The organism is Rhizobium lusitanum (assembly GCF_014189535.1).
GTDB lineage: Bacteria > Pseudomonadota > Alphaproteobacteria > Rhizobiales > Rhizobiaceae > Rhizobium > Rhizobium lusitanum_C.
In genome coordinates this window covers 2,593,821-2,617,144 of record NZ_CP050308.1, presented here as the reverse complement: position 1 = coordinate 2,617,144, position 23,324 = coordinate 2,593,821, and the positions used below count along the sequence as shown (strand labels likewise).

Annotated in this window: 24 protein-coding genes; 15 read left to right on the top strand and 9 right to left on the bottom strand. The window is 61.4% G+C overall.

Features of this window, described 5'->3' with window-relative positions:
- Nucleotides 1-18 precede the first annotated feature (18 nt).
- A complete protein-coding gene (locus tag HB780_RS26290) occupies nt 19-495 on the bottom strand; it encodes an Lrp/AsnC family transcriptional regulator (protein WP_183690486.1) in 477 nt (158 codons plus the stop codon).
- Nucleotides 496-606: 111 nt separating this feature from the next.
- Between HB780_RS26290 and HB780_RS26285 the strand changes: the two genes are divergently transcribed.
- Nucleotides 607-1,143, top strand: a complete 537-nt coding sequence (locus HB780_RS26285) for an RBBP9/YdeN family alpha/beta hydrolase (protein WP_183690484.1) — start codon at nt 607-609, stop codon at nt 1,141-1,143.
- 56 nt (nt 1,144-1,199) lie between these two features.
- Here the strand turns inward: HB780_RS26285 and HB780_RS26280 are convergent, their stop codons facing one another.
- Nucleotides 1,200-1,826, bottom strand: a complete 627-nt coding sequence (locus tag HB780_RS26280) for an MOSC domain-containing protein (protein WP_183690482.1) — start codon at nt 1,824-1,826, stop codon at nt 1,200-1,202.
- A gap of 57 nt (nt 1,827-1,883) precedes the next feature.
- On the opposite strand from HB780_RS26280, the gene recR reads away from it, so the two are divergent.
- From recR to HB780_RS26220, 12 genes are all read left to right on the top strand, one after another.
- Nucleotides 1,884-2,489, top strand: a complete 606-nt coding sequence (gene recR / locus HB780_RS26275) for a recombination mediator RecR (protein WP_183690481.1) — start codon at nt 1,884-1,886, stop codon at nt 2,487-2,489.
- Nucleotides 2,490-2,680: 191 nt separating this feature from the next.
- On the top strand, nt 2,681-3,964 hold the full coding sequence (locus tag HB780_RS26270; RefSeq protein ID WP_435693894.1) for a lytic murein transglycosylase: 1,284 nt from the start codon (nt 2,681-2,683) through the stop codon (nt 3,962-3,964).
- Between the two features lie 160 nt (nt 3,965-4,124).
- Nucleotides 4,125-4,730 (top strand): ribosome maturation factor RimP, encoded by a 606-nt coding sequence (rimP, locus tag HB780_RS26265; RefSeq protein WP_183690479.1) that lies wholly within the window; start codon nt 4,125-4,127, stop codon nt 4,728-4,730.
- Nucleotides 4,731-4,789: 59 nt separating this feature from the next.
- Entirely contained in the window at nt 4,790-6,394 is a 1,605-nt protein-coding gene (gene nusA, locus HB780_RS26260; protein ID WP_183690477.1) for a transcription termination factor NusA, read from the top strand.
- On the top strand, nt 6,391-7,080 hold the full coding sequence (locus tag HB780_RS26255; protein WP_183690475.1) for an RNA-binding protein: 690 nt from the start codon (nt 6,391-6,393) through the stop codon (nt 7,078-7,080). The genes nusA and HB780_RS26255 overlap by 4 nt, the downstream gene beginning before the upstream one ends.
- Nucleotides 7,081-7,182: 102 nt before the next feature.
- Nucleotides 7,183-9,909, top strand: a complete 2,727-nt coding sequence (gene infB / locus HB780_RS26250; protein ID WP_183690473.1) for a translation initiation factor IF-2 — start codon at nt 7,183-7,185, stop codon at nt 9,907-9,909.
- A 75-nt stretch (nt 9,910-9,984) separates the two neighbouring features.
- Complete coding sequence (gene rbfA, locus HB780_RS26245; protein WP_183690471.1) at nt 9,985-10,404, top strand: 30S ribosome-binding factor RbfA; 420 nt, start codon at nt 9,985-9,987, stop codon at nt 10,402-10,404.
- 12 nt (nt 10,405-10,416) lie between these two features.
- Nucleotides 10,417-11,349 (top strand): tRNA pseudouridine(55) synthase TruB, encoded by a 933-nt coding sequence (gene truB, locus HB780_RS26240; protein ID WP_183690469.1) that lies wholly within the window; start codon nt 10,417-10,419, stop codon nt 11,347-11,349.
- A gap of 96 nt (nt 11,350-11,445) precedes the next feature.
- Complete coding sequence (locus HB780_RS26235; RefSeq protein ID WP_183690467.1) at nt 11,446-12,297, top strand: alpha/beta fold hydrolase; 852 nt, start codon at nt 11,446-11,448, stop codon at nt 12,295-12,297.
- A 150-nt stretch (nt 12,298-12,447) separates the two neighbouring features.
- Entirely contained in the window at nt 12,448-12,717 is a 270-nt protein-coding gene (gene rpsO, locus HB780_RS26230) for a 30S ribosomal protein S15 (protein ID WP_183690465.1), read from the top strand.
- A gap of 381 nt (nt 12,718-13,098) precedes the next feature.
- Nucleotides 13,099-15,231 (top strand): polyribonucleotide nucleotidyltransferase, encoded by a 2,133-nt coding sequence (pnp, locus tag HB780_RS26225; protein ID WP_183697484.1) that lies wholly within the window; start codon nt 13,099-13,101, stop codon nt 15,229-15,231.
- A gap of 82 nt (nt 15,232-15,313) precedes the next feature.
- Nucleotides 15,314-16,330 carry a class I SAM-dependent methyltransferase gene (locus HB780_RS26220; protein WP_183690463.1) on the top strand — a complete coding sequence of 339 codons (1,017 nt, stop codon included), beginning with the start codon at nt 15,314-15,316 and terminating at the stop codon, nt 16,328-16,330.
- A 43-nt stretch (nt 16,331-16,373) separates the two neighbouring features.
- Here HB780_RS26220 and HB780_RS26215 read toward each other — a convergent pair whose 3' ends face one another.
- From HB780_RS26215 to fabA, 4 genes are read right to left on the bottom strand one after another with little or no spacing between them, the layout of a single operon-like run.
- Nucleotides 16,374-16,964 (bottom strand): GNAT family N-acetyltransferase, encoded by a 591-nt coding sequence (locus tag HB780_RS26215; RefSeq protein ID WP_183690461.1) that lies wholly within the window; start codon nt 16,962-16,964, stop codon nt 16,374-16,376.
- 53 nt (nt 16,965-17,017) lie between these two features.
- Complete coding sequence (fabI, locus tag HB780_RS26210) at nt 17,018-17,824, bottom strand: enoyl-ACP reductase FabI (protein WP_183690460.1); 807 nt, start codon at nt 17,822-17,824, stop codon at nt 17,018-17,020.
- A gap of 4 nt (nt 17,825-17,828) precedes the next feature.
- Nucleotides 17,829-19,055 carry a beta-ketoacyl-ACP synthase I gene (gene fabB / locus HB780_RS26205; protein WP_183690459.1) on the bottom strand — a complete coding sequence of 409 codons (1,227 nt, stop codon included), beginning with the start codon at nt 19,053-19,055 and terminating at the stop codon, nt 17,829-17,831.
- Nucleotides 19,056-19,109: 54 nt separating this feature from the next.
- A complete protein-coding gene (gene fabA / locus HB780_RS26200) occupies nt 19,110-19,625 on the bottom strand; it encodes a 3-hydroxyacyl-[acyl-carrier-protein] dehydratase FabA (RefSeq protein ID WP_183690457.1) in 516 nt (171 codons plus the stop codon).
- A gap of 294 nt (nt 19,626-19,919) precedes the next feature.
- On the opposite strand from fabA, the gene irrA reads away from it, so the two are divergent.
- A complete protein-coding gene (gene irrA / locus HB780_RS26195; protein WP_183690455.1) occupies nt 19,920-20,339 on the top strand; it encodes an iron response transcriptional regulator IrrA in 420 nt (139 codons plus the stop codon).
- Between the two features lie 17 nt (nt 20,340-20,356).
- Here the strand turns inward: irrA and HB780_RS26190 are convergent, their stop codons facing one another.
- On the bottom strand, nt 20,357-20,992 hold the full coding sequence (locus HB780_RS26190) for a trimeric intracellular cation channel family protein (RefSeq protein ID WP_183690454.1): 636 nt from the start codon (nt 20,990-20,992) through the stop codon (nt 20,357-20,359).
- A 143-nt stretch (nt 20,993-21,135) separates the two neighbouring features.
- On the opposite strand from HB780_RS26190, the gene HB780_RS26185 reads away from it, so the two are divergent.
- On the top strand, nt 21,136-21,612 hold the full coding sequence (locus HB780_RS26185) for a hypothetical protein (RefSeq protein WP_183690452.1): 477 nt from the start codon (nt 21,136-21,138) through the stop codon (nt 21,610-21,612).
- 59 nt (nt 21,613-21,671) lie between these two features.
- Here the strand turns inward: HB780_RS26185 and HB780_RS26180 are convergent, their stop codons facing one another.
- Together HB780_RS26180 and HB780_RS26175 are read right to left on the bottom strand one after the other, a co-directional pair.
- On the bottom strand, nt 21,672-22,463 hold the full coding sequence (locus HB780_RS26180; protein WP_183690450.1) for a YdcF family protein: 792 nt from the start codon (nt 22,461-22,463) through the stop codon (nt 21,672-21,674).
- 94 nt (nt 22,464-22,557) lie between these two features.
- Nucleotides 22,558-23,280 (bottom strand): YoaK family protein, encoded by a 723-nt coding sequence (locus tag HB780_RS26175; protein WP_183690448.1) that lies wholly within the window; start codon nt 23,278-23,280, stop codon nt 22,558-22,560.
- Nucleotides 23,281-23,324: the final 44 nt, after the last annotated feature.

Below are 23,324 nucleotides of genomic sequence, written 5' to 3'. Positions count from 1 at the left end.
GCGCACTCCCAAACAGGTTCAGCGCACCGCCGTCTTGCGGATGAGTTCGCGGCCGATCGGTTTCGCCGGCTCGTTCCGCAACACCAGCGATGTCGTCACGGCGCCATGCCGGGCGATGGAATCGACGATGGTTTCAAGGTCGGCGGGCGACGGCACCAGCACCTTGAGCAGGAAACAATCCTCGCCGGTCAGCCGCAGGACCTCGATGATCTCCGGCATTTCCGAAAACTGCTTGAGGTAGGGGCGGATATGCTCATGCGTCGTCCGCAACCGGATGACGGCCATCATGCCGAGGCCGACAGCGGCGGGATCGACGATGGCGCGATAGCCAGCGATGATGCCGCGCTCCTCCAGCCGCTTCAGGCGCTCGGACGCGGCCGGCTGCGACAGGCCAACGCGACGGCCGAGTTCCGATATGGAAATTCGCCCATCCTGCTGCAAAATCTCGATCATCGACAGATCGGTCGGATCCAGGTCTCTCTCGAAGCTTTCCATTTTGAACCTTCAATTCATCGGCGGCCCCAAGTTTTATCCGATGGATTGCAATGTCAATGACGGAAGCGACATGCCAGTCTTGCCCCGTCAACAGAAAGCAAGAGGATAAACATGAGCGATATCATCGTCCTGCCCGGCCTTGGCGGGTCCGGAGAAGGCCATTGGCAAACCCTGTGGGAACGGCAGGACCCGCGAATGCGCCGGTTTCAACCGGCGAGCTGGGACAGGCCGGAGCTTATCGACTGGATCGCCGCGCTCGATCGCGAGATCGGCCGGGCGAAGACGCCGCCGATCCTCATCGCCCATAGCCTTGCCTGCCAGTTCATCGCGCATTGGGCGGTGTCCGCGAAAACGGAAATCCTCGGAGCTTTCCTCGTCGCGGTGCCGGATCCGACAGGAGAGGTCTATCTGGGTGAAGCCCCCAGCTTCGCCAATCCACCACGCAGAAGGCTGCCGTTTCCGTCGCTTCTCGTCACCAGCACCGACGATCCCTACGGCCCGTTCGACTATGCCAAGGAAAGCGCCTCCGTCTGGGGCAGCGAATTCATCGATGTCGGCCCGCTCGGCCACATCAATTCCGCCTCGGGGATCGGCGACTGGCCCGAGGGACTGGCTCTTTTCCGGCGGTTCTCGGCAGGGCTCAGCTGAAAGACCAAAGCCGGAAGCGTCCTTGAAATAGCCGCCAGGATCTCCGTGCGGCAAGCCTAGGAACCGACGGCTTCGCTTTCGAGCATCGCCCGCAGCTTGTGGTGAATGGGTGCGGAGAGATAGCGCGCCCGGTCCTGCGGCGACAATCGCTGGCCGTGGGTGGCGATCATTTCCGGCATGGTGACCCTGGCCCCCGCATAGGGGATATGGGTCACCGCCGCTCCGGCGGCGACCGTTTCGACCTCGATGACCCTGCAATAAATGCCGGGGCGGCGCGCCTGGAAATAGCGTTTGACGAATTTCGGGTCACCCATCTTTGCCGCGAAGGTGGCACAGGGAATACGGGCCGAGGTAACCTCCAGAACAAGATCGCCGGCTATGAACCTGTCGCCGACGCTGACGTCGCAATTGTCCAGCCCTTCGATGACGATATTCTCGCCGAAAGAACCGGGCTCCAGCCGGCGTCCGAGCTCGTGCGACCACCAGTCCAGCGTCAGGGATCCCTCGACATAAACGGCCTGATCGCATCCACCATGATGCTTGCGATTGCAGATGGCGTCGCCAATGAGACCTTCGGCGTCGATCATGACGGCACCGCCAACCACATGCTTGTTGATACCAGTCCGGTATTTCTTGCCGGGCAGGATTTCGGCGGCGCCGATGCAGACGGCCAGAATTTTCATGGGGCGATCATCCCTTCGGCGATTCCGTTCCGCAAGCATATGGGCTAAAAGCCTCCCATGGCAAAGCGAGTCACCGGCCCCGAAATCGAGAAACTCATCCAGCTCCTGGCAAAGGTGCCGGGTCTTGGACCGCGCTCGGCGCGCCGCGCCGCATTGCACCTGATCAAGAAGAAGGACCAGCTGCTCGGCCCTCTCTCCCATGCCATGGGCGAGGCCTATGACAAGGTGAAGATCTGCTCGCGCTGCGGCAATGTCGATACCGTCGACCCCTGCACCGTCTGCACCGACGATCGCCGTGACCAGTCGGTCATCATCGTCGTCGAGGATGTCTCCGACCTCTGGGCGCTGGAGCGCGCCGCCGCGATGAATGTTGCCTATCATGTGCTCGGCGGCGTTCTCTCGCCGCTCGACGGCGTCGGCCCCGACGATCTCAACATTCGCGGCCTGATCCAGCGTGTTGGCGAAGGCGGCATCCGCGAAATCATCATCGCCGTCAACGCCACCGTCGAAGGACAGACCACCGCACACTATATAACAGACCAGCTCGCCGGCCTTGAGGTGAAGATCACCCGATTGGCCCACGGCGTACCCGTCGGCGGCGAACTCGACTATCTCGACGAAGGCACGCTGACGGCGGCATTACGGGCGCGGACGGCGATTTGAGGGAGGGACGGAATATGAGGAGAGTGCATACCCCCCTCTGTCACTTCGTGACATCTCCCCCACAAGTGGGGAGATTGGTAACTTGCGGCACCATCTCGCCTCAAACCGGCATCCTGTCTGCGGAAACTGAAGCGCATTGCTTCGATGGAGGGCTTGGCAAACTCCCAACGATCTCCCCTCTTGTGGGGGAGATGTCGCGAAAGCGACAGAGGGGGGTGCCGGAGGTGCGGCAAACTCGGCACTTCCTTTCCTTCATCTGCATCCTCCTCCTAACCCTCCTTCCCATTCCCGCCTTCGCCGCCTCGAAGGCCGATGTCGAAGCCCAGTTCCAGACTTGGATCCAAAGGGATCTCTGGCCCGAGGCAAAAAAGGATGGCATTTCCGAAAAGACCTTCCGCACCGCCTTCGCCGGCGTAGCGCTGAACTGGAGCCTGCCCGATCTCGCCCCGCCCGGCTTTCCGAAGCCTAAGGAGCAGAAACAGACCCAAGCGGAGTTCTCCTCGCCCGCGCCCTACTTCAATGAAGGACGGCTGCAGAGGCTGGCGACGACGGGGCGCAGCTTTGCCTCGCAATATGGCCCGGCGCTGAAGCGGATCGAGAAGGTCTATGGCGTGCCCGGTCCAATCCTGCTTGCCATCTGGGGCCGTGAGACCGGCTTCGGCGCGGCCAAACTGCCGAATTCCGCGGTGCAGGTGCTGGCGACCAAGGCCTTCATGTCGACCCGCAAGGAGATGTTTCGCACCGAGTTGATTGCCGGTCTGCAAATTCTCGAGCATGGCGATGTCGCGCCCGATCAGTTCATGGGATCCTGGGCCGGCGCACTCGGCCAGCCGCAGTTCATGCCGACCAGCTACCTGAAATATGCCGTCGATTTCGACGGCGACGGCCATCGCAACATCTGGACCTCCGTACCGGATACGCTTGCCTCCATAGCCAACTATCTTGTGCAGAAGGGCTGGCAGCGCGGCCGTGGCTGGGGTTACGAAGTGACGATCCCGGACAATGTTTCCTGCGCGCAGGAAGGGCCGGATCTCGCCAAGCCGATTTCGCAATGGACATCGCTCGGGATTACCAGAATCGCTGGGAAGGCTTTTCCCTCCGATGAACTGCGCGCCGGCGGCATGATGCTGGTGCCGGCCGGCCGGGACGGGCCGGAGTTCATCGTCACGCCGAACTTCTACACCATCAAGGAATACAATAATTCCGACCTCTACGGTCTTTATATCGGCAATCTCGCCGACCGCATCGCTTATGGCTCCGGCGCTTTCCAGGGGCAATGGGGCGATGTCGGCAAGATGCTGCGCTCCGATGTCGCCGGCATGCAGAAGACTTTGGAACGCAAGGGCTACGATGTCGGCGGCACCGACGGATTGCCCGGCTACAAGACAAGGCGGTCGATCGGCCAGTGGCAAGCAAAAAGCGGTATGAAACCGACCTGCTATCCCGACAGCTCGATGCTTGGCGTGCTGAAATAGGTGGCAGGGCGGGGTTCCGGCGTGAATGCCTTGCAATTTGGCGGGAACGGGATTATATCCGCTTCAAATTCTTGATCGTGTGATGAAGAGTGGGCCGCAAGGACCCGCTCTTTTTTATTACCTCGATCTCCCAATTGCAGCACACTGCAGGAGTGAACGCTTGTCTGAAGTGACAATCGCAGAAGATATCAATGAACCACGGCTGATCGTCGAAACCGGCCTTGACCAGCGCATCGCCGCCATCATCGAGCCCGTGCTCGTCGGCATGGACTTTCGCCTGGTGCGTGTTCGCCTCATGAACCAGAACGGCCTGACATTGCAGGTTATGGCCGAGCGCAACGACGGCACCATGAACGTCCAGGGCTGCGAAGCGGTCTCGACGGCGATTTCACCGGTACTTGATGTGGAAGATCCGGTCGATAAGGCGTATCATCTGGAAGTCTCTTCGCCCGGCATCGACCGCCCGATGGTGCGCAAGTCGGATTTCGTCCGCTGGAACGGCCACATCGTCAAGTGCGAGACCTCGATCCTGGTGGACAACCGCAAGCGGTTTCGCGGCAAGATCACCGACGTCAATGACGATGGCTTCACGATCGAGCGCGACCAGGTCGCTTATGGCGAAGAACCGAAGGTCACCATTCCGTTCAGCACGCTGGCCGAAGCCAAGCTGATCCTGACGGACGATCTTATCCGCGATGCGTTGCGCGCCGACAAGCAGGCTAAGGCCGAGGCTGCGAACCAGAACGAAGCGGACGAAGAAGAATAACCGATCAACGAACCGCCTAACGGGACGGGAACCCCAGGGCAGGAAGACGGAGACTAAACATGGCAGTCAGTGCGAACCGGCTAGAACTTCTGCAGATTGCAGATGCAGTGGCGCGCGAAAAAGTCATCGACCGCGAGATCGTGCTTGCCGCGATGGCGGACGCGATCCAGAAGGCCGCGCGCTCGCGTTACGGCACGGAATCGAACATCCGCGCCGACATCAATCCGAAGACCGGCGAAATCCGTCTGCAGCGCCTGCTCGAAGTCGTCGAAAAGGCCGAGGACTATTCCACGCAGATCCCGCTGGAACTGGCCCGCGACCGCAACCCGGACGCAGCCCTTGGCGACTTCATCGCCGATCCGCTGCCGCCGATGGATTTCGGCCGCATCGCCGCCCAGTCGGCCAAGCAGGTTATCGTGCAGAAAGTGCGCGAAGCCGAGCGTGACCGCCAGTTCGACGAATTCAAGGATCGCGTCGGCGAAATCGTCAACGGCACCGTCAAGCGCGTCGAATACGGCAACGTCATCGTCGATCTCGGCCGTGGCGAAGGCATCATCCGCCGCGACGAAATGATCCCGCGCGAAAACTTCCGCTACGGCGACCGCGTTCGCGCCTATGTCTACGACGTGCGCCGCGAACAGCGCGGCCCGCAGATCTTCCTGTCGCGTACGCATCCGCAGTTCATGGTCAAGCTCTTCACCATGGAAGTGCCGGAAATCTACGACGGCATCATCCAGGTGAAGTCGGTTGCCCGCGATCCGGGCTCGCGCGCCAAGATCGCCGTCATTTCGAACGACTCGTCGATCGATCCGGTCGGCGCTTGCGTCGGTATGCGCGGTTCGCGCGTTCAGGCCGTCGTCGCCGAGTTGCAGGGTGAAAAGATCGACATCATTCCGTGGTCCAACGAGCCGGCGAACTTCGTCGTCAACGCGTTGCAGCCGGCTGAGGTCTCCAAGGTCGTTCTCGATGAAGATGCCGAGCGCATCGAAGTCGTGGTTCCGGACGAACAGCTGTCGCTGGCCATCGGCCGTCGCGGCCAGAACGTCCGCCTCGCTTCGCAGCTGACCGGCTGGGACATCGACATCATGACGGAAGCCGAAGAGTCCGAGCGCCGTCAGAAGGAATTCAACGAGCGCACCAACCTGTTCATGGACGCGCTCGACGTCGACGAGATGGTCGGCCAGGTTCTGGCCTCGGAAGGCTTTGCCGCCGTCGAGGAACTGGCCTATGTCGAACTCGACGAAATCGCTTCCATCGATGGTTTCGACGAAGACACCGCCCAGGAAATCCAGACCCGCGCCCGCGAATATCTGGAACGCCTGGAAGCTGAAATGGACGAGAAGCGCAAGGCGCTCGGCGTTGCCGACGAACTGCGTCAGATCAACGGCATGACCGCGCAGATGATGGTCGCCCTCGGTGAGGACGGCATCAAGACGATCGAGGACTTCGCCGGCTGCGCCGCCGACGATCTCGTCGGCTGGAGCGAGCGCAAGAACGGCGAAACGAAGAAGTTCGAAGGCCTGTTCTCCAAGCTCGAAGTCTCGCGCGTCGAAGCCGAGCAGATGATCGTACAGGCTCGCCTGTCGGCCGGCTGGATCACCGAAGCCGATCTCGCCACCGAGACCGAAGAGGTCGCGGAGGATGAGACCGAGCAAGAAGCATGACGAGCACCACTGAGCCGAATGCGGCGCCTGAGGACGACGATCTCGGGACTGACGTGAACGGACGCATGTGCATCGTAACACGCGAAAGCGGATCGCCGGATGAGCTGATCCGCTTCGTTGCCGCTCCGGACGGGACCATCTTTCCCGATCTGAAGCGGCAGCTGCCGGGACGCGGTTGCTGGGTCAAGCTTGACCGGGCGCTCGTGGACAAGGCAGTGGCGAAGAAACTGTTTGCCCGCGCCCTGAAGGCGGAGGTGACGGCACCGAGCGATCTCGGCGCCACCGTCGACCGCCTTCTTGTGGTGCAGCTTGCCGGGATGATGCACATGGCGCGCAAAGCGAGCCAGTTCGTCAATGGCTCGTCGAAAGTCGATGGCTCCGTTCGCAACGGTTCGGCACTTGCCGTGTTCCATGCGATCGATGCCGCCGCCGACGGCGTTCGCAAGATCGACCAGGCCCGAAAGGCCTGGCATCTCGGGATGGAGACCGAAAAGGAAATACCGTCGTTCCGTGTCTTCACGGAGACGGAAATGGAAGAACTGATGGGCCAGAACGCTTTTATCCATGCCGCAGCGCTTGCAGGGCGGGCGGGTCAGGGTGTAGTGAAGCGCGCAAACCTGCTCGAACGGTACCGCAACGGCGGTCAGTCCCGGGCTACGGGCGGCGCTGGCCAGCGAAAACAATGACGCGGTCACCGGTGGATACCGGACGCTTCATTAAGGTACATGCATTGAACGACAGGGTCTAACGGACGTTTCCGAGGCCCTGTCCGAAGGAACGGGAACGGAATGACCGACAATCAAGACGACAAGACGCTGAGTGCATCGGGTAAGAAGACCCTCACCCTGAAGCCTTCAGGCGTGAACCAGGGCACCGTGCGCCAGGATATGGGCCGCGGTCGCACCAAGGCGGTCGTGGTTGAGACCCGCAAGCGCCGTCCGCTACGCCCAGAAGACGAAAAACCCATCGTTGCTTCGACGACAGCTGCCGCGGCACCATCCGTGACGCGTGTCGCGGAACCGACGCCGCAGCCGCCGCGCCCGCCGCAGCCGGCTTCGCGTATTCATCAGCCGGGTGGCCAGCAGCAGCGGCCGCAGCAACCCAACCAGAACAACCAGCCGCGCCCGCAGCAGGAACGTTCGTCGCGGCCGGTGGTTCTGAACCATCTGTCGGCTGGCGAAATGGATGCACGTCGCCGCGCGCTTGCCGAAGCCCAGATCCGTGACGCCGCCGACGCGGTTCGTCGCGCCGAGGAAGACGCACGCCGTGCCGAGGAAGAGGCTGCCCGCCGCATCGTAGAGCAGGCTGAAGCTGCCCGCCGCGCCGAGGAAGAGGCCGCTCGCGCCCTCGAGCCCAAGGTCGAGACGCCCGCACCGGTGGAAGCAGCAAAGCCCGCAGCGCAGACGACTGCGGCTCCGGTCGTTGCTCGTCGTCCGGATGGAACTCCACAGCCGGCGCGCCCAGGCGCTCCTGCAGCTGAAACACCGGCCAACCGCCGCCGGGTCAATGAAGAAGAAACCGATCGCGGCCCGCCGCGTGGTGGCGCCCCCGCACGCGGCAAGGTCGTTCGCCCCGAACCGGCTAAGCCCGTTACCACTCGTCCGAAGACGGACGAAGAGCGCCGCCGCGGCAAGCTGACGGTCACGACCGCCAATGTCGACGAAGACGGCAGCGCCCGTGGTCGTTCGCTGTCGGCCATGCGCCGCCGCCAGGAAAAATTCCGCCGCAGCCAGATGCAGGAAACGCGCGAGAAGATTACGCGTGAAGTCGTGCTGCCGGAAACCATCACCATCCAGGAACTGTCGCAGCGCATGTCCGAGCGCGCCGTCGACGTCATCAAGTTCCTGATGAAGGAAGGCCAGATGATGAAGCCGGGCGACGTCATCGACGCCGATCTGGCCGAACTCATCGCCGTCGAATTTGGCCACACTGTCAGGCGCGTTTCGGAATCCGACGTCGAACTTGGCATCTTCAATGTTGGCGACGAAGACGGTGAACTGGTTTCCCGTCCGCCCGTCGTCACCATCATGGGTCACGTCGACCACGGCAAGACCTCGCTGCTTGACGCCATCCGCCACGCCAATGTGGTGGCCGGTGAAGCCGGTGGCATCACCCAGCATATCGGCGCATACCAGGTCGAGCAGAACGGTCACAAGATCACCTTCATCGACACCCCCGGCCACGCCGCCTTCACGGCCATGCGTGCCCGTGGCGCCCAGGCGACCGATATCGCCATTCTGGTGGTTGCGGCCGACGACAGCGTGATGCCGCAGACGATCGAATCGATCAATCATGCGAAGGCTGCTGGCGTTCCGATCATCGTCGCGATCAACAAGGTCGACAAGCCTTCCGCCGATCCGCAGAAGGTTCGTAACCAGCTGCTGCAGCACGAAGTCTTCGTCGAAACCATGGGCGGTGAAGTGCTCGACGTGGAAGTCTCCGCGAAGAACCGCACCAACCTCGACAAGCTGCTCGAAGCCATCCTGCTGCAGGCGGAAATCCTTGATCTCAAGGCCAATCCGAACCGCACCGCTGAAGGCACTGTTATCGAAGCCCAGCTCGACCGCGGTCGCGGCTCCGTTGCCACCGTCCTCATCCAGAAGGGCACCCTGCGTCCAGGCCAGATCGTCGTTGCCGGCGATCAATGGGGCCGCGTGCGCGCTCTGGTCAACGACAAGGGCGAACATGTGAAGGAAGCCGGTCCGGCGACCCCGGTTGAGGTCCTCGGCCTTTCGGGTGCACCGCTGGCCGGCGACAAGTTCGCCGTTGTCGAGAGCGAAAGCCGTGCTCGCGAAATCTCGGAATACCGTCAGCGCCTCACCCGCGACAAGGCGGCTGCCCGTCAGTCTGTCCAGCGCGGTTCGCTGGAACAGATGATGATGACGCTGCAGAACACGGGCACCAAGGAGTTCCCGCTGGTCATCAAGGGCGACGTGCAGGGCTCGATCGAAGCCATTGCCGGCGCGCTGGACAAGCTCGGTACCGACGAAGTTCGTGCCCGTATCGTGCATTCCGGTGTCGGCGGCGTGACCGAATCCGATATCTCGCTGGCCGGAGCATCCGACGCGGCGATCATCGGCTTCAACGTCCGCGCCAATGTACAGGCTCGCACGCTGGCCGAACGCGAAGGCATCGAAATCCGCTACTACAACATCATCTACGATCTGGTGGATGACGTGAAGGCAGCGATGTCGGGCCTGCTGTCTCCGGAACGGCGCGAAACCTTCCTCGGCAATGCCGAGATCCTCGAGGTGTTCAACATCACGAAGGTCGGCAAGGTCGCGGGTTGCCGCGTCACCGAAGGCAAGGTCGAACGTGGCGTCGGCGTCCGCCTGGTGCGCGACAACGTCGTCATCCACGAAGGCAAGCTCAAGACACTCAAGCGCTTCAAGGACGAAGTCTCGGAAGTCAACGTCGGCCAGGAATGTGGTATGGCCTTCGAGAACTACGAAGACATCCGCGCCGGCGATACGATCGAATGCTTCCGCGTCGAGCATATCACCCGCACGCTGTAAAAGCGCGAAGTTGAAACAATGGAACGGGCGCCGGAACATCCAGTCCGGCGCCCGAACCTTTTGGGACCAAAGCAAATGGCAACACGACCAACTTTTTCCGCGCCTTCGCAGCGCATGCTTCGCGTTGGCGAACAGGTGCGCGCCGCGATCACCCAGGTCCTGCAGCGCGGCGAAGTGCGCGACGACCTGCTCGAGCGCACCGTGATCTCCATTTCCGAAGTGCGCATGTCACCGGATCTGAAGGTCGCAACCGCGTTTGTGACGCCGCTTGGCGTCGCCGACCACGACATCATCATCGACACGCTCAATCGTCACACGAAATATATACGCGGCCGTCTCGGGCAGCATCTTCGGCAGATGAAATTCATGCCGGAAATCCGCTTCAAAGACGATACCAGCTTCGACAACTACAAGAAGATCGATGCGCTGCTGCGTTCGCCGGAGGTCCAGCGCGATCTCAAGAGCGACGATACCGATACCGACGAAAACCGATAACAGAGACAGCCAATGTCCAAACCACGCAAGCCCAAGGGCCGCCCGATTTCGGGCTGGCTGATCCTCGACAAGCCGGTAGACTTCGGCTCGACCGAGGCCGTTTCCAAGATCAAATGGCTGTTCAAGGCGCAGAAGGCGGGCCATGCCGGCACGCTCGATCCGCTCGCCTCCGGCATGCTGCCGATCGCGCTCGGCGACGCCACCAAGACCGTTCCCTATGTCATGGATGGCCGCAAGATCTACGAATTCACCGTCAGCTGGGGCGAGGAACGCGCCACGGATGACCTTGAAGGCGAAGTGACTCAGTCCTCGGACAAGCGTCCGGGCGAAGACGATATCCGCGCGCTGCTGCCAAACTACACCGGCGTTATCAACCAGATCCCGCCGCAGTTTTCAGCGATCAAGATCGCCGGCGAGCGTGCCTACGATCTCGCCCGCGAAGGCGAAACGGTCGAAATTCCGTCACGCGAAGTCGAGATTTTTCGCCTGACGCTGCTCGCCTGTCCGGATGCCGACACGGCGCATTTCGAAGTGGAATGCGGCAAGGGTACCTATGTCCGGGCGCTCGCCCGCGATTTCGGCCGTGATCTCGGCTGCTACGGCCACATCTCCGGCCTGCGCCGCAGCTTCGTCGCCCCGTTCGCCGAGGAGGCCATGGTACCGCTCGCCGATCTCGTCGCACTTGAGGAGATCGAGGACGCGGATGAGCGGCTCGCTGCCCTCGACGCGCTGCTGATCGATACGGCCGAGGCACTGTCATCCCTGCCGCATCTCGTCATCAACGACGATCAGGCCCACCGCCTGAAGATGGGCAATCCCATTCTCGTGCGCGGCCGCGATGCGCCGGTTGCCGAAACCGAGGCCTATGCCACGGCACGCGGCAAGCTGATCGCCATCGGCGAGATCGGCGAAGGCGAATTCCGCCCGAAACGGGTTTTTGGCTGACCACCATTCGGCCGGCCGAAGAAACGGGCTATTGCGAGGCAACAGCGATGCGATATGCTTTCCGGCGGGTCATGGCGGCTCGCTCAAGGGGGAAATATGCGCAGAATTGCAATCGGAATACTGACGTTCTTTTCGTTGTTGCTCGCAGTTGCCGGCGCTCATTCCGCCGAGCGGTGGTCCAAACTTCCGCCTTTTCCTCCGACGCCTCAGTCGAAGGTGAGCGGCTTGGCCGATGTCAACGATATCAAGATGTACTATGCCGAATATGGTAAGGGCAGCCCGATCCTCTTCATCCATGGCGGACTTGGAAATGCCGATGTCTGGGGCCGCCAGATCACTGATTTTGCGAAGGATCATCTGGTCATCGTAGCAGACAGCCGCGGGCATGGTCGCTCCACGCGCAGCCAGCAACCCTTCGGCTACGATCTGATGACATCGGATTATGTTGCGCTTCTCAACTATCTGAAGATCGACAAGGTAACGCTGGTCGGATGGTCCGATGGCGGCATTATCGGCATCGACATGGCGATGAAATACCCCGACAGGCTGACGCGCGTGATCGCTCAGGCGGCAAATGTGACGACCGATGGCGTGAAGCCGGACGTCATGAACAACAAGACTTTCAACGACTACATCAATGCCGCCGGCGAATATTATAAGAAACTGTCGCCGACGCCGAACGAGTATGACGCTTTCGTCAAGCAGATCTCGGACATGTGGGCAACGCAGCCGGCATGGACGGCAACCGACCTTGGAAAGATCACGGTGCCGATCACGCTTGCCATCGGCGACCATGACGAAGCCGTCAAGCTGGACCATACGCAGATGATGGCGAAGGAAATTCCGGGCGCCAAGCTCGTCATCCTGAAGAACGCCAGCCATTTCGCCATGCTGCAAGACCCCAAGGGTTACGACGCGATGATCCGGAATGCCATGGCGGGACGCTGAAGGCCGCTTGGGAGAAGCCTCTTTCCATTACGGCTTATATGGTTTATAGGCAGCGCCAGCATCGGGCTTGCCTGATTGCATTCGCGGCCAATGCTGGACGACATCCCGGCGTTTGGCGACTTATTTTCTCCTCATAGAAAGGACCATCCGATGTCGATTACTGCTGAGCGCAAAGCTGCGCTGATCAAGGAATATGCCACCGTCGAAGGCGATACCGGTTCTCCGGAAGTCCAGGTTGCTATCCTGACCGAGCGCATCAACAACCTCACGGACCATTTCAAGGACCACAAGAAGGACAACCACTCCCGTCGTGGCCTTCTGACCATGGTCTCCAGCCGCCGTTCGCTTCTTGATTATCTCAAGAAGAAGAATGAAGGCCGCTATACCAAGCTGATCGCGAGCCTCGGCATCCGTCGCTAAAGAATTTTCCGGCGGGCGTTCACCTGAACGTCCGCCGGATGCTTTTGGAGCATAGCTGTTCCGCCCGAACATGATCTCGAAAAATGCAAAGCAATTTTCGGACACGATCATGGTACAATAAAAGACTTGTTTTCGCGGCGCGCTCCGTTTGCGCTAGATAAAACAAACCCGGCAGCCCGGATGGGCCGGTGCTGCCAACAACAACCGTTGACCTGTCATGGGGCAGGATTGCCGGATGCTTTCAGCCGAAGCCGCAAGCTTCGGCCGATCCTTGAAAGCCTCTCGTTGTCTTGCCCGTGATGCGTCACATTCGTGCGGTTGAAGATGCGCCTTGCCACCCCCGGCGACGGCGCCTTTTCCCGCATCACGCAAGGACAAGATATGTTCGATATCCATACCGTCGAAATCGAGTGGGCAGGCCGCCCGCTGAAGCTCGAAACCGGCAAGATCGCCCGCCAGGCCGATGGCGCCGTCATGGCGACCTACGGCGAGACCGTGGTTCTTGCCACCGTCGTTTCGGCCAAGTCGCCGAAGCCGGGCCAGGACTTCTTCCCGCTCACCGTCAACTACCAGGAAAAGACCTATGCAGCCGGCAAGATCCCCGGCGGCTATTTCAAGCGCGAAGGACGTCCGAGCGAAAAGGAAACCCTGGTTTCCCGCCTGATCGACCGCCCGATCCGCCCGCTCTTCCCGGAAGGCTACAAGAACGACACCCAGGTCGTCGTCACCGTCATCCAGCATGACCTCGAAAACGACCCAGACGTCCTGGCCATGGTTGCGACCTCGGCTGCCCTGACCCTGTCGGGCATTCCCTTCATGGGCCCGATCGGTGGCGCCCGCGTCGGCTACATCAACGGCGAATACGTGCTCAACCCGCATCTCGACGAGATGAACGAGTCGAGCCTCGACCTCGTCGTCGCCGGCACGCAGGAAGCCGTGCTGATGGTTGAATCCGAAGCCAAGGAACTGTCCGAAGACGTCATGCTCGGCGCCGTCATGTTCGGTCATCGCGGTTTCCAGCCGGTCATCGACGCGATCATCAAGCTCGCTGAAGTTGCTGCCAAGGAGCCCCGCGACTTCCAGCCGGAAGATCATTCCGCTCTTGAAGCCGAGATGCTGTCGATCGCCGAAGGCGAGCTGCGCACCGCCTACAAGAACACGCAGAAGGCTGAACGCTACGCTGCCGTCGACGTCGTCAAGGCCAAGGTCAAGGCACACTTCTTCCCGGAAGGCGCTGAAGCCAAGTATTCCGCCGAAGTCATCGGCGCCGTCTTCAAGCACCTGCAGGCGAAGATCGTTCGCTGGAACATCCTCGACACCAAGAGCCGTATCGACGGCCGCGACCTGTCGACCGTTCGCGCGATCGTTTCGGAAGTCGGCGTCCTGCCGCGCACGCACGGTTCGTCGCTGTTCACCCGCGGTGAAACGCAGGCGATCGTCGTTGCCACGCTGGGCACCGGCGAAGACGAGCAGTATGTCGACAGCCTGACCGGCATGTACAAGGAACGCTTCCTTCTGCATTACAACTTTCCGCCCTACTCGGTCGGTGAAACTGGTCGCATGGGCTCCCCGGGCCGCCGCGAAATCGGCCATGGCAAGCTCGCATGGCGCGCCGTTCGCCCGATGCTGCCGACGGCGGAACAGTTCCCCTACACGCTGCGCGTAGTATCCGAAATCACCGAGTCCAACGGCTCGTCCTCGATGGCAACCGTCTGCGGCACCTCGCTGGCGCTGATGGATGCCGGCGTACCGCTCGCAAAGCCAGTTGCCGGTATCGCCATGGGTCTGATCAAGGAAGACGAACGCTTCGCCGTTCTCTCCGACATCCTGGGTGACGAAGATCATCTCGGCGACATGGACTTCAAGGTTGCCGGCACCGACGGCGGTATCACTGCCCTGCAGATGGACATCAAGATCGAAGGTATTACCGAAGAGATCATGAATGTCGCCCTGAACCAGGCCAAGGGCGGCCGTCTGCACATCCTCGGCGAAATGGCCAAGGCCATCTCCGAAAGCCGTGGCCAGCTCGGCGAATTCGCACCGCGCATCGAAGTCATGAACATCCCGGTCGACAAGATCCGTGAAGTCATCGGCTCCGGCGGCAAGGTCATCCGCGAAATCGTCGAGAAGACCGGCGCCAAGATCAACATCGAAGACGACGGCACCGTCAAGATCGCCTCGGCCTCCGGTAAGGAAATCGAAGCGGCCCGCAAGTGGATCCACTCGATCGTTGCTGAGCCGGAAGTCGGCCAGGTCTACGAAGGCACTGTCGTCAAGACCGCTGACTTCGGCGCGTTCGTCAACTTCTTCGGCGCCCGCGACGGCCTCGTGCATATCTCGCAGCTCGCTTCCGAGCGTGTTGCCAAGACCCAGGACGTCGTCAAGGAAGGCGACAAGGTCTGGGTCAAGCTGCTCGGCTTCGACGAGCGTGGCAAGGTTCGCCTGTCCATGAAGGTTGTCGACCAGACGACCGGCCAGGAACTCGCCGCCAAGAAGGACGACGCGGCCGAATAAGCTGCGCCTTCATTCACGTTCCGGGGCGCGGAATTCGTTTCCGCGCCCTTTTTCTATCCGCTGACCGCACGAGACCAAGACCATGAGCCGCGACGCCCTGAAGACCCTGTTCCATCCCTTTGCCTCCGGCACCGTCGCCACGCCCGGCGAAGGCGAGCGCATCCTGTTTCTCGGCGCGGAAGCGGGATTTTCCCTGCCTGCCGATTTTGCAGCGGAGCTTTCCGCCGTCCAGGGCTTCAGGCCCTTCTACCGCCAGCTACAGGCGCAGCGGATCGAGGTGACGCCGGAGATCGAAGGCGCGGATTATGACGGCGCGCTGGTGCTCTGCACCAAGCACAAGGGCGAGAACGAAGCCTCTATCGCCACGGCGCTTTCGCGCGTGAAGGTGGGTGGGCTGATCGTCGTTGCCGGCGCCAAGGAAGACGGCATCCAGCCGCTGCGCAAGCGCGTCGAAGGTTTCGGCCTCAGTGTCGAATACATGCCGAAATATCACGGCGTCGCTTTCTGGTTTGCCCGTCCGGCCGATATCAGCGCGCCAGCCGCGCAGCTGGTGAAGCCCGCCACGCGCGTTGACGGCCGCTTTACCGCGACGGCAGGCATGTTCTCGCATGACCGCATCGATGCCGGCTCCGAGCTGCTTGCCTCGCGCCTGCCGACCGATTTCTCCGGCGATGCCGCCGATTTCGGCGCCGGCTGGGGCTATCTCTCCGTCGAATTGGCAACCAAGTCGCCACGCATGGCACGTATCGACCTCTACGAGGCCCACTACGACGCGCTGGAGGCCGCCCGGGTCAATCTCCTCGCAAACTGCCCGAAGGTCGCCCAGCGCTTCTTCTGGCACGATCTGGCCGGAGAGCCGGTCAAGGACAAGTATGATCTGGTGATCATGAACCCGCCTTTCCATGAAGGCCATGCCGCCGAGCCTTCGCTCGGCCAGGCGATGATCAAGACGGCGGCTTCGGCCCTGCGCGGCGGCGGCCGCCTGATGCTGGTCGCCAATCGCGGCCTGCCTTACGAGCCAGTGCTGGCTGAACACTTCAAGGAAAGCGGCGAGACCTGCCGCAATGCGCGCTTCAAGGTGCTGTGGGCGAAGAAGTAAACGGAGGTCTCCGCTTACGGCGCAGCGGGCGGGCGAAAGCCCGCTATGCGCCTGCTCTATCCGCCCATTCGCGGCTCAGAACCGCATAAATATACTCATCGCCCCAGACGCCGTTGAAACGGTCGTTTTCGACCAGATGCGCCTCGCGGCGCAGGCCCAGCCGTTCGACAACGCCGACGGAGGCAATGTTTTGCGTGTCCAGCCGTGCGAAAATCCGGTGCAGGCCGAAAGTGCCGAAGCTCAGATCGATGACCGCTCGCACCGCTTCGGTCGCATAGCCTTTGCCGGCATACGCCGGATTGAAGGTGTAGCCGACCTCGGCCTGGAGCGCGGCCTTGTCGGTAAGTTTCAGGCTGACCTCGCCTAAGAGAACGCCATCCTCCCGCCGAAGAACCGCCCAGCGCAACGAGCCGCCATCTTCCGAAAAGTGCGAATTCAAGCTGGCGTCGAAACGCTCCCGCAACGCCTCCGCCGACGGCGGGTCGCGGTAGAGGAAACGATAGATGACAGGCAGGGAGCGATAGGCGCTATAGGCCTCGAAATCCTCGGGCATGAAGCCGCGAAGGATGAGACGTTCGGTGGATGCGAAGGGTACGGCGTTCGTGAACGTCATCGGGAAGCCCGGCGGGATCATCCAGTAAGATTACCCCTCGCGGCGCCTGGCCGCGAGGGGTATCCAATTACGATTTACTCTGTGTCAGCGCTAGCCAATACTTCCAACGTCGGCATCGAGGTAATGTTGTAGCCGGCGTCGACAAAGTGGATTTCGCCGGTAACGCCTGCCGACAGGTCGGACAGGAGATAGAGCGACGAAGAGCCGACCTGGTCGATGGTAACAGACTTGCGCAGTGGCGCGTTGCGCTGGTTCCACGACAGGATGGCTCGGGCGTCGGAAATGCCGGCGCCGGCGAGCGTGCGGATCGGGCCGGCGGAGATAGCGTTGACCCGGATGCCGCGCGGGCCATAATCGGCGGCGAGATAGCGCACGGAAGCTTCCAGAGCCGCCTTGGCGACGCCCATGACGTTGTAGTTCGGAATGACCCGCGTCGAGCCGTTATAGGTCAGCGTCAGCATGCTACCGCCTTCCGTCATCAACTCGGCGGCGCGCTTGGCGATCTCGGTGAAGGAGAAACAGGAAATCACCATCGTGCGGGTGAAATTGTCGCGCGTGGTGTTGGCGTAAAGGCCCTTCAGCTCGTTCTTGTCGGAAAAGCCGATGGCGTGGACGATGAAATCCAGCTTGCCCCAGCGCGCCTTGATCTCCTCGAACACGGCGTCGACGGACGCCAGATCCTCAACGTCGCAAGGCAGAAGGAAATCCGAGTCAACTTCAGCTGCGAGCGGCTTGACGCGCTTGCCGAGCGCTTCGCCCTGGAAAGTGAATGCCAGTTCAGCGCCTTCGGCTGCCAGCGCCTTCGAAATGCCCCAGGCAATCGAATGATTGTTTGCGACACCCATGATGAGGCCGCGCTTACCCTGCATGAAACCCGTCATTGCTTTATCCGTTGTAGCGCTGGAACACGAGCGTGGCATTGGTGCCGCCGAAACCGAAGGAATTGGAGAGGGCGATGTCGATCTTGGCATCGTCGATGCGCTTGCGCACGACCGGCACGCCTTCGAATTCCGGGTCGAGTTCAGTGATATGGGCGCTTTCGCCGATGAAGCGCTCCTGCATCATCAGGATCGAATAGATCGATTCCTGTACGCCGGCAGCACCCAGCGAATGGCCCGTCAGCGACTTGGTCGACTGGATCGGCGGGATCTTGTTGCCGAAAACCTCGCGGATAGCGCCGATTTCCTTGCTGTCGCCGACCGGGGTCGAGGTGCCGTGGGTGTTGATGTAGTCGATATCGCCTTTCACGGTGGCGAGCGCCTGGCGCATGCAGCGTACCGCACCCTCGCCCGACGGAGCAACCATGTCGTAGCCATCGGAAGTGGCGCCGTAGCCGACGATTTCGGCATAGATCTTGGCGCCGCGCGCCTTGGCGTGTTCCAGTTCCTCGAGCACCAGCACGCCGGCGCCGCCGGCAATGACGAAGCCGTCACGGCTGGCATCATAGGCGCGCGAGGCAGTTTCCGGGTGATCCTCGTTGAACTTGGAGGACATGGCGCCCATGGCGTCGAACAGGTTCGACATGGTCCAGTCGAGATCCTCGTGGCCACCGGCGAACATGATGTCCTGCTTGCCCCACTGGATCATTTCGGCGGCGTTGCCGATGCAATGTGCCGAAGTCGAGCAGGCAGACGAGATGGAATAGTTGACGCCGTAGATCTTGAACCAGGTGGCGAGCGTCGCCGAGGCCGTCGATGACATCGCCTTCGGCACGGCAAAGGGGCCGACGCGCTTCGGGCTGTTGTTCTTGCGGGTAATGTCGGCGGCTTCGATCAGCGTGCGGGTCGAGGGGCCACCCGAGCCCATGATGATGCCGGTGCGCTCGTTGTTGCTGATGTCGCTCTCTTCGAGGCCGCTGTCGGCGATCGCCTGCTTCATGGCGACATGGTTCCAGGCACCGCCCTGCGACAGGAAGCGCATGGCGCGGCGATCCACCAGATCGGTCGTGTCGATCTTGGGCGAACCCCAGACCTGGCACTTGAAACCATGCTCGGCGAAATCGTTCGAAAACGAGATACCGGATTTGGCTTCGCGCAACGACGCCGTAACTTCTTGTGCATCGTTCCCAATAGATGAAACGATACCCAGACCCGTGACAACAACCCGTCTCATGTCGATGACCTTTTCTAAAACGTCTGTCTTTTGTGGAGGCGGCAGCGCCGCGGTTCAGGCAGCCTTGTCCTTTGCCAGGCCGACGCGCAGGTCCGACGCCTGATAGATGACCTCGCCGTCGGCTTTCAAGTAACCGTCGGCAGTGCCGAGAACAAGGCGGCCGCGCATGACACGCTTGAAGTCGATGCCGTATTCGAGGAGCTTCGTGTCCGGACGAATCATGCCCTTGAACTTCACTTCGCCGGTGGAAAGCGCCATGCCGCGGCCCGGTTCGCCGAGCCAGCCAAGGAAGAAGCCCGTCAGCTGCCACATGCCATCAAGGCCGAGGCAGCCAGGCATGATCGGATTGCCGGCAAAATGGCAAGGGAAGTACCAATCGTCGGGACGCACGTCATATTCGGCACGTATGTAGCCCTTGTCGAAGGCACCACCGGTTTCGGAAATATCTGTGATGCGATGGACCATCAGCATCGGCGGCAGGGGAAGCTGCGCGTTGCCTGGACCGAACAGTTCGCCGCGGCCGCAAGCCAGAATTTCCTCATAGTTGAAGCTGGACTGTCTCGTCGTCATAAAAATTCCGTTCCCCCGCATGGATGCCGTGGATGTGAAGCTTTAGTGCAAGATCGAGGGAAAATGAAGCGTAAGCATGACGCTCTCATTCGCCGCCCGATGGACGCACTCCACTATATGTGGTCGTCGCATACAGGAACGCTAGGGCCGCTGCCAGTGGCAAATGCGGCAAGAGCCCTATTTTTACGGCGATTGATAGCCTTCTCACCCCATCGAAACTATTGAAAGCAATCCGTGCAAAAGTTATATGGCTTAGTCAAGAATTATAGAGATCAGGAATCCGGAGTTCCCTGAATGGCGGAAAAAGCCGAAATCGCGATCGAAACCAGGCTGCGCAGCGCCGGCCTGAGGCCGACCCGACAGCGCATCGCGCTCGGCGATCTTCTTTTTGCCAAGGGTGACCGACATCTGACGGTCGAGGAGCTGCACGAGGAGGCCGTTACCGCCGGCGTTCCGGTCTCGCTCGCCACCGTCTACAACACGCTGCATCAATTCACCGAAGTCGGCATGATCCGCGTGCTCGCCGTCGAAAGCGCCAAGACCTATTTCGACACCAACGTCTCCGACCATCACCACTTCTTCGTCGAAGGCCACAATGAAGTGCTGGATATCCCGATCAGCAATCTGACGATCGCGAACCTGCCGGAGCCGCCGATGGGCATGGAAATCGCCCATGTTGACGTCGTCATCCGCCTGCGCCGCAAGCAGCGCTAAGCCTTCACGAGACCAGCTCACATCACATCGTCGGGATGCCGGCCGGGCCTATGGTGATAGGTCGGGAAGGTCCAGCCGAACCAGAGCGCGCCGCCGCGGACAATGAAGGCGGCGGTAACGCCGAGCGCCGCCGAGGCATAGAGCGGCATCATCGTTGCATTGGCGGCTGTGAAGACGCCGGCGCCGACGAGGGCAGCGGTCACATAGATTTCCGGCCGCAGCAGCACCGAGGGCTCGTTTGCAAGCAGATCACGCAGAATGCCGCCGAAGGTCGCCGTCAACGCGCCGGTGACGATGGCAACCGTCGGCGAGCCCGTCGCCGCCATGCCCTTGGCAGCACCCATGACGCAATAGGCCGACAGGCCGATCGCATCGAGCCAGATCAGCAGCCGATAGCGCGATTCGAACAGATGCGCGGTGAAGAAGACCAGAACGCCGACCAAGGCGCAGATGATGATATAGGTCGGGTTCAGCACCCAGAAGACCGGCAGGCGGCCGAGGATGATATCGCGAAGCGTGCCGCCGCCGATGCCGGTGACCGCGGCAAAGAACAGGAAGCCGATCAAATCGAGCTGCTTGCGCGAGGCCGCCAGCGCGCCGGTCGCCGCGAAGAGGGCGACGCCGGCATAATCAAGAAACGAAAGAAGCGACATCGGGAGCTCCAACAGAATGCCGGCGGCAATTTCGACGAAGTGAATCACGGCGGCAAGGGCCGCGCAAGCAGGCAGGCGTAAAGATGCCGCAACGGTCGCGGCAAACCCCTGCGGCCGTGCCGCGCTTTGAAGAGGAAACTCCGGTGAAATCCCTGCTGATCGTGATCCTGAATCTCGTTGCGTTCGTCATCATGCCCGTCGCGGCTCAAGCGCAGCAATCGCTGCTGCAGGATCCGGTGGCCTATGAGAAGGATCACTTCACCAAGCGCTGCGAGGGCCAGGCCAGTTTCGGCGACGGCTTTGCCACCGAACGGGACTTCAACAACGACAAGCTGATGGACATGGTCGTCAACGAGGGCGAGATCACCTGCAAAGGCGAAAAAGGCCCCGACTGCACCGACGAGGGCTGCCCCTATAATTTCTACGTCCATGTCGTCGAGGGTGGCTATATCCTCGTCGCCACAGCGCGGATCTACGGCTATGATTTCATCCAGCGCTTCGGCAACATGGTGCTGGTCATGAAGATGCATCCACGCTTCTGCGACCGCACCGACAGCGTTCCCTGCGAGATCACCGTCCGCGTCCGCGGCGTCAGGTTCGTCACAGTCGCGAAAAAATAGATACTACAGCACGAGCGCGCAACTACGGTCAAAATACGTAGTTGCGGCTTGCCGCGTGGTTATGGCGCGGGATAAAGCGCCGAGGTGCGGCCGACGGCGTAATAGCCGACGAGGCCGATCCATTCGCGCACGCCGGTCGAAAGCAGTTGGGCATTTAGCGACGGCTGGGTGAAATCGAAGCCGAGCGTCTCCTTGCCGGTGCTGCGGTAATCCACCGGCCATGGCACGACATCGATGCCCTGCTTGCGGAAGATGCCGATCGAGCGCGGCATGTGGAAGCCGGAGGTGATCAGCAGGCAGTTCGACAGCCCGTTCTGCGCCAGCAGCTCCTTGGTATTGACGGCATTCTCGAAGGTTGTGCGCGAGGTCTTGTCCTCGACGAGGCGATCCTTGCCGATGCCAAGCGCGGTGAAGAAGCGCTCGGAGATGACGGCATCGCCCTCGTAGTCTCCGCCGATCGAGCCATCGCCACCCGACACGATGATCCGCGCCTGCGGATATTTCTGCGCCAGCCGCAAGGCCTCGATCAGACGATCGCCGGCCGAATCGAGCTCATAGCCGCCGCGCACCGTCGTCACCTGGTTCTGCGTGGCACCACCGAGAACGATCATGCATTTCAGATCCGCCGGGTCGGCCGCGACATGCGGAAAGCGCTCCTCCAGCCCCTGGACGACATAGGCGCCCGCCGTCGTATAAAGCGCCACGAACAGGATCAGGATCGACAGCAGCGATGAGACGAGCGCGATCCCACGCCGGCGGAAGAGGACGCCGATGAAGGCCAGCACCGCGAAGAAAAAAGCCAGAGACAGCGGCTGACCGAAAATCCAGACAAGTTTGGAAAAAACGAACAAGAGGTATCCTCGCGCTTGTCGAGCCGAAGCTCCAATGGGCATGGCGGAAAACGATTCTTCTTTTCCTAGCAGATTTTTGTGCACTGCAATGTGGCTATTTCGATCTCTTCGCCATCGACGCCGTCACCACCAGGCGCTGATTGAACCGCCGCTGCAGCGGTCGCGGGATGAAAAGCGTGGCGAAGGCAAGGGCAAGCGCCACCATCGAGACCAGCCAGAGCGCATGCGAGCCGAAGGCGCCGGCCAGAAGCGCGCCGAGGATGGCGCCGATGATCATGCCGCTCCAGGGCACGATCTGCACCGTCCAGGCAAAATCGCGGTCGCCGAGGATAAAGCGGCCGATGCCGCGCCCGAAGCGCGACAGCGCGCCGGTGACATAGGTGAGCCCGATCGGCAGGCCCTCGATGTGCTCAACGGTGGCATTGACCATGCCCATGGCCAGCACGACCAGATAGAACTGCACGAGGATCAGCGACGGCGTCTCGAAGCCCGCCGCCAGGGCCAAAAGGATGCTGACGCAGGCAAGCACGACAAAGGCCCGCCGCTCTGCGGCATGGGCAACGACGATCCCCAGCGTATTGCCACCGATAAAGGCGACGATGGCCGCAAACAGCACCGCCGCATGGCTAAAATCCCCCGTCCCAAGCGCAATCGCCGCCCTCGTCGTATTGCCAGTCATGAAGGACACGAAATTCCCGGTCAGCATCAGCCCAACCGCATCGGTCATCCCGGCGACAAAGGAAATCGAGGCGACGAGAAGAAACCCCGTCACCGTACGACGGGTCTTGATGAGGCGACGGCGACGCTGTCTGGTCATGGCCGAATCGGGTTGGGTTGGTGGTGGGGGAGGCTAGCATGAAG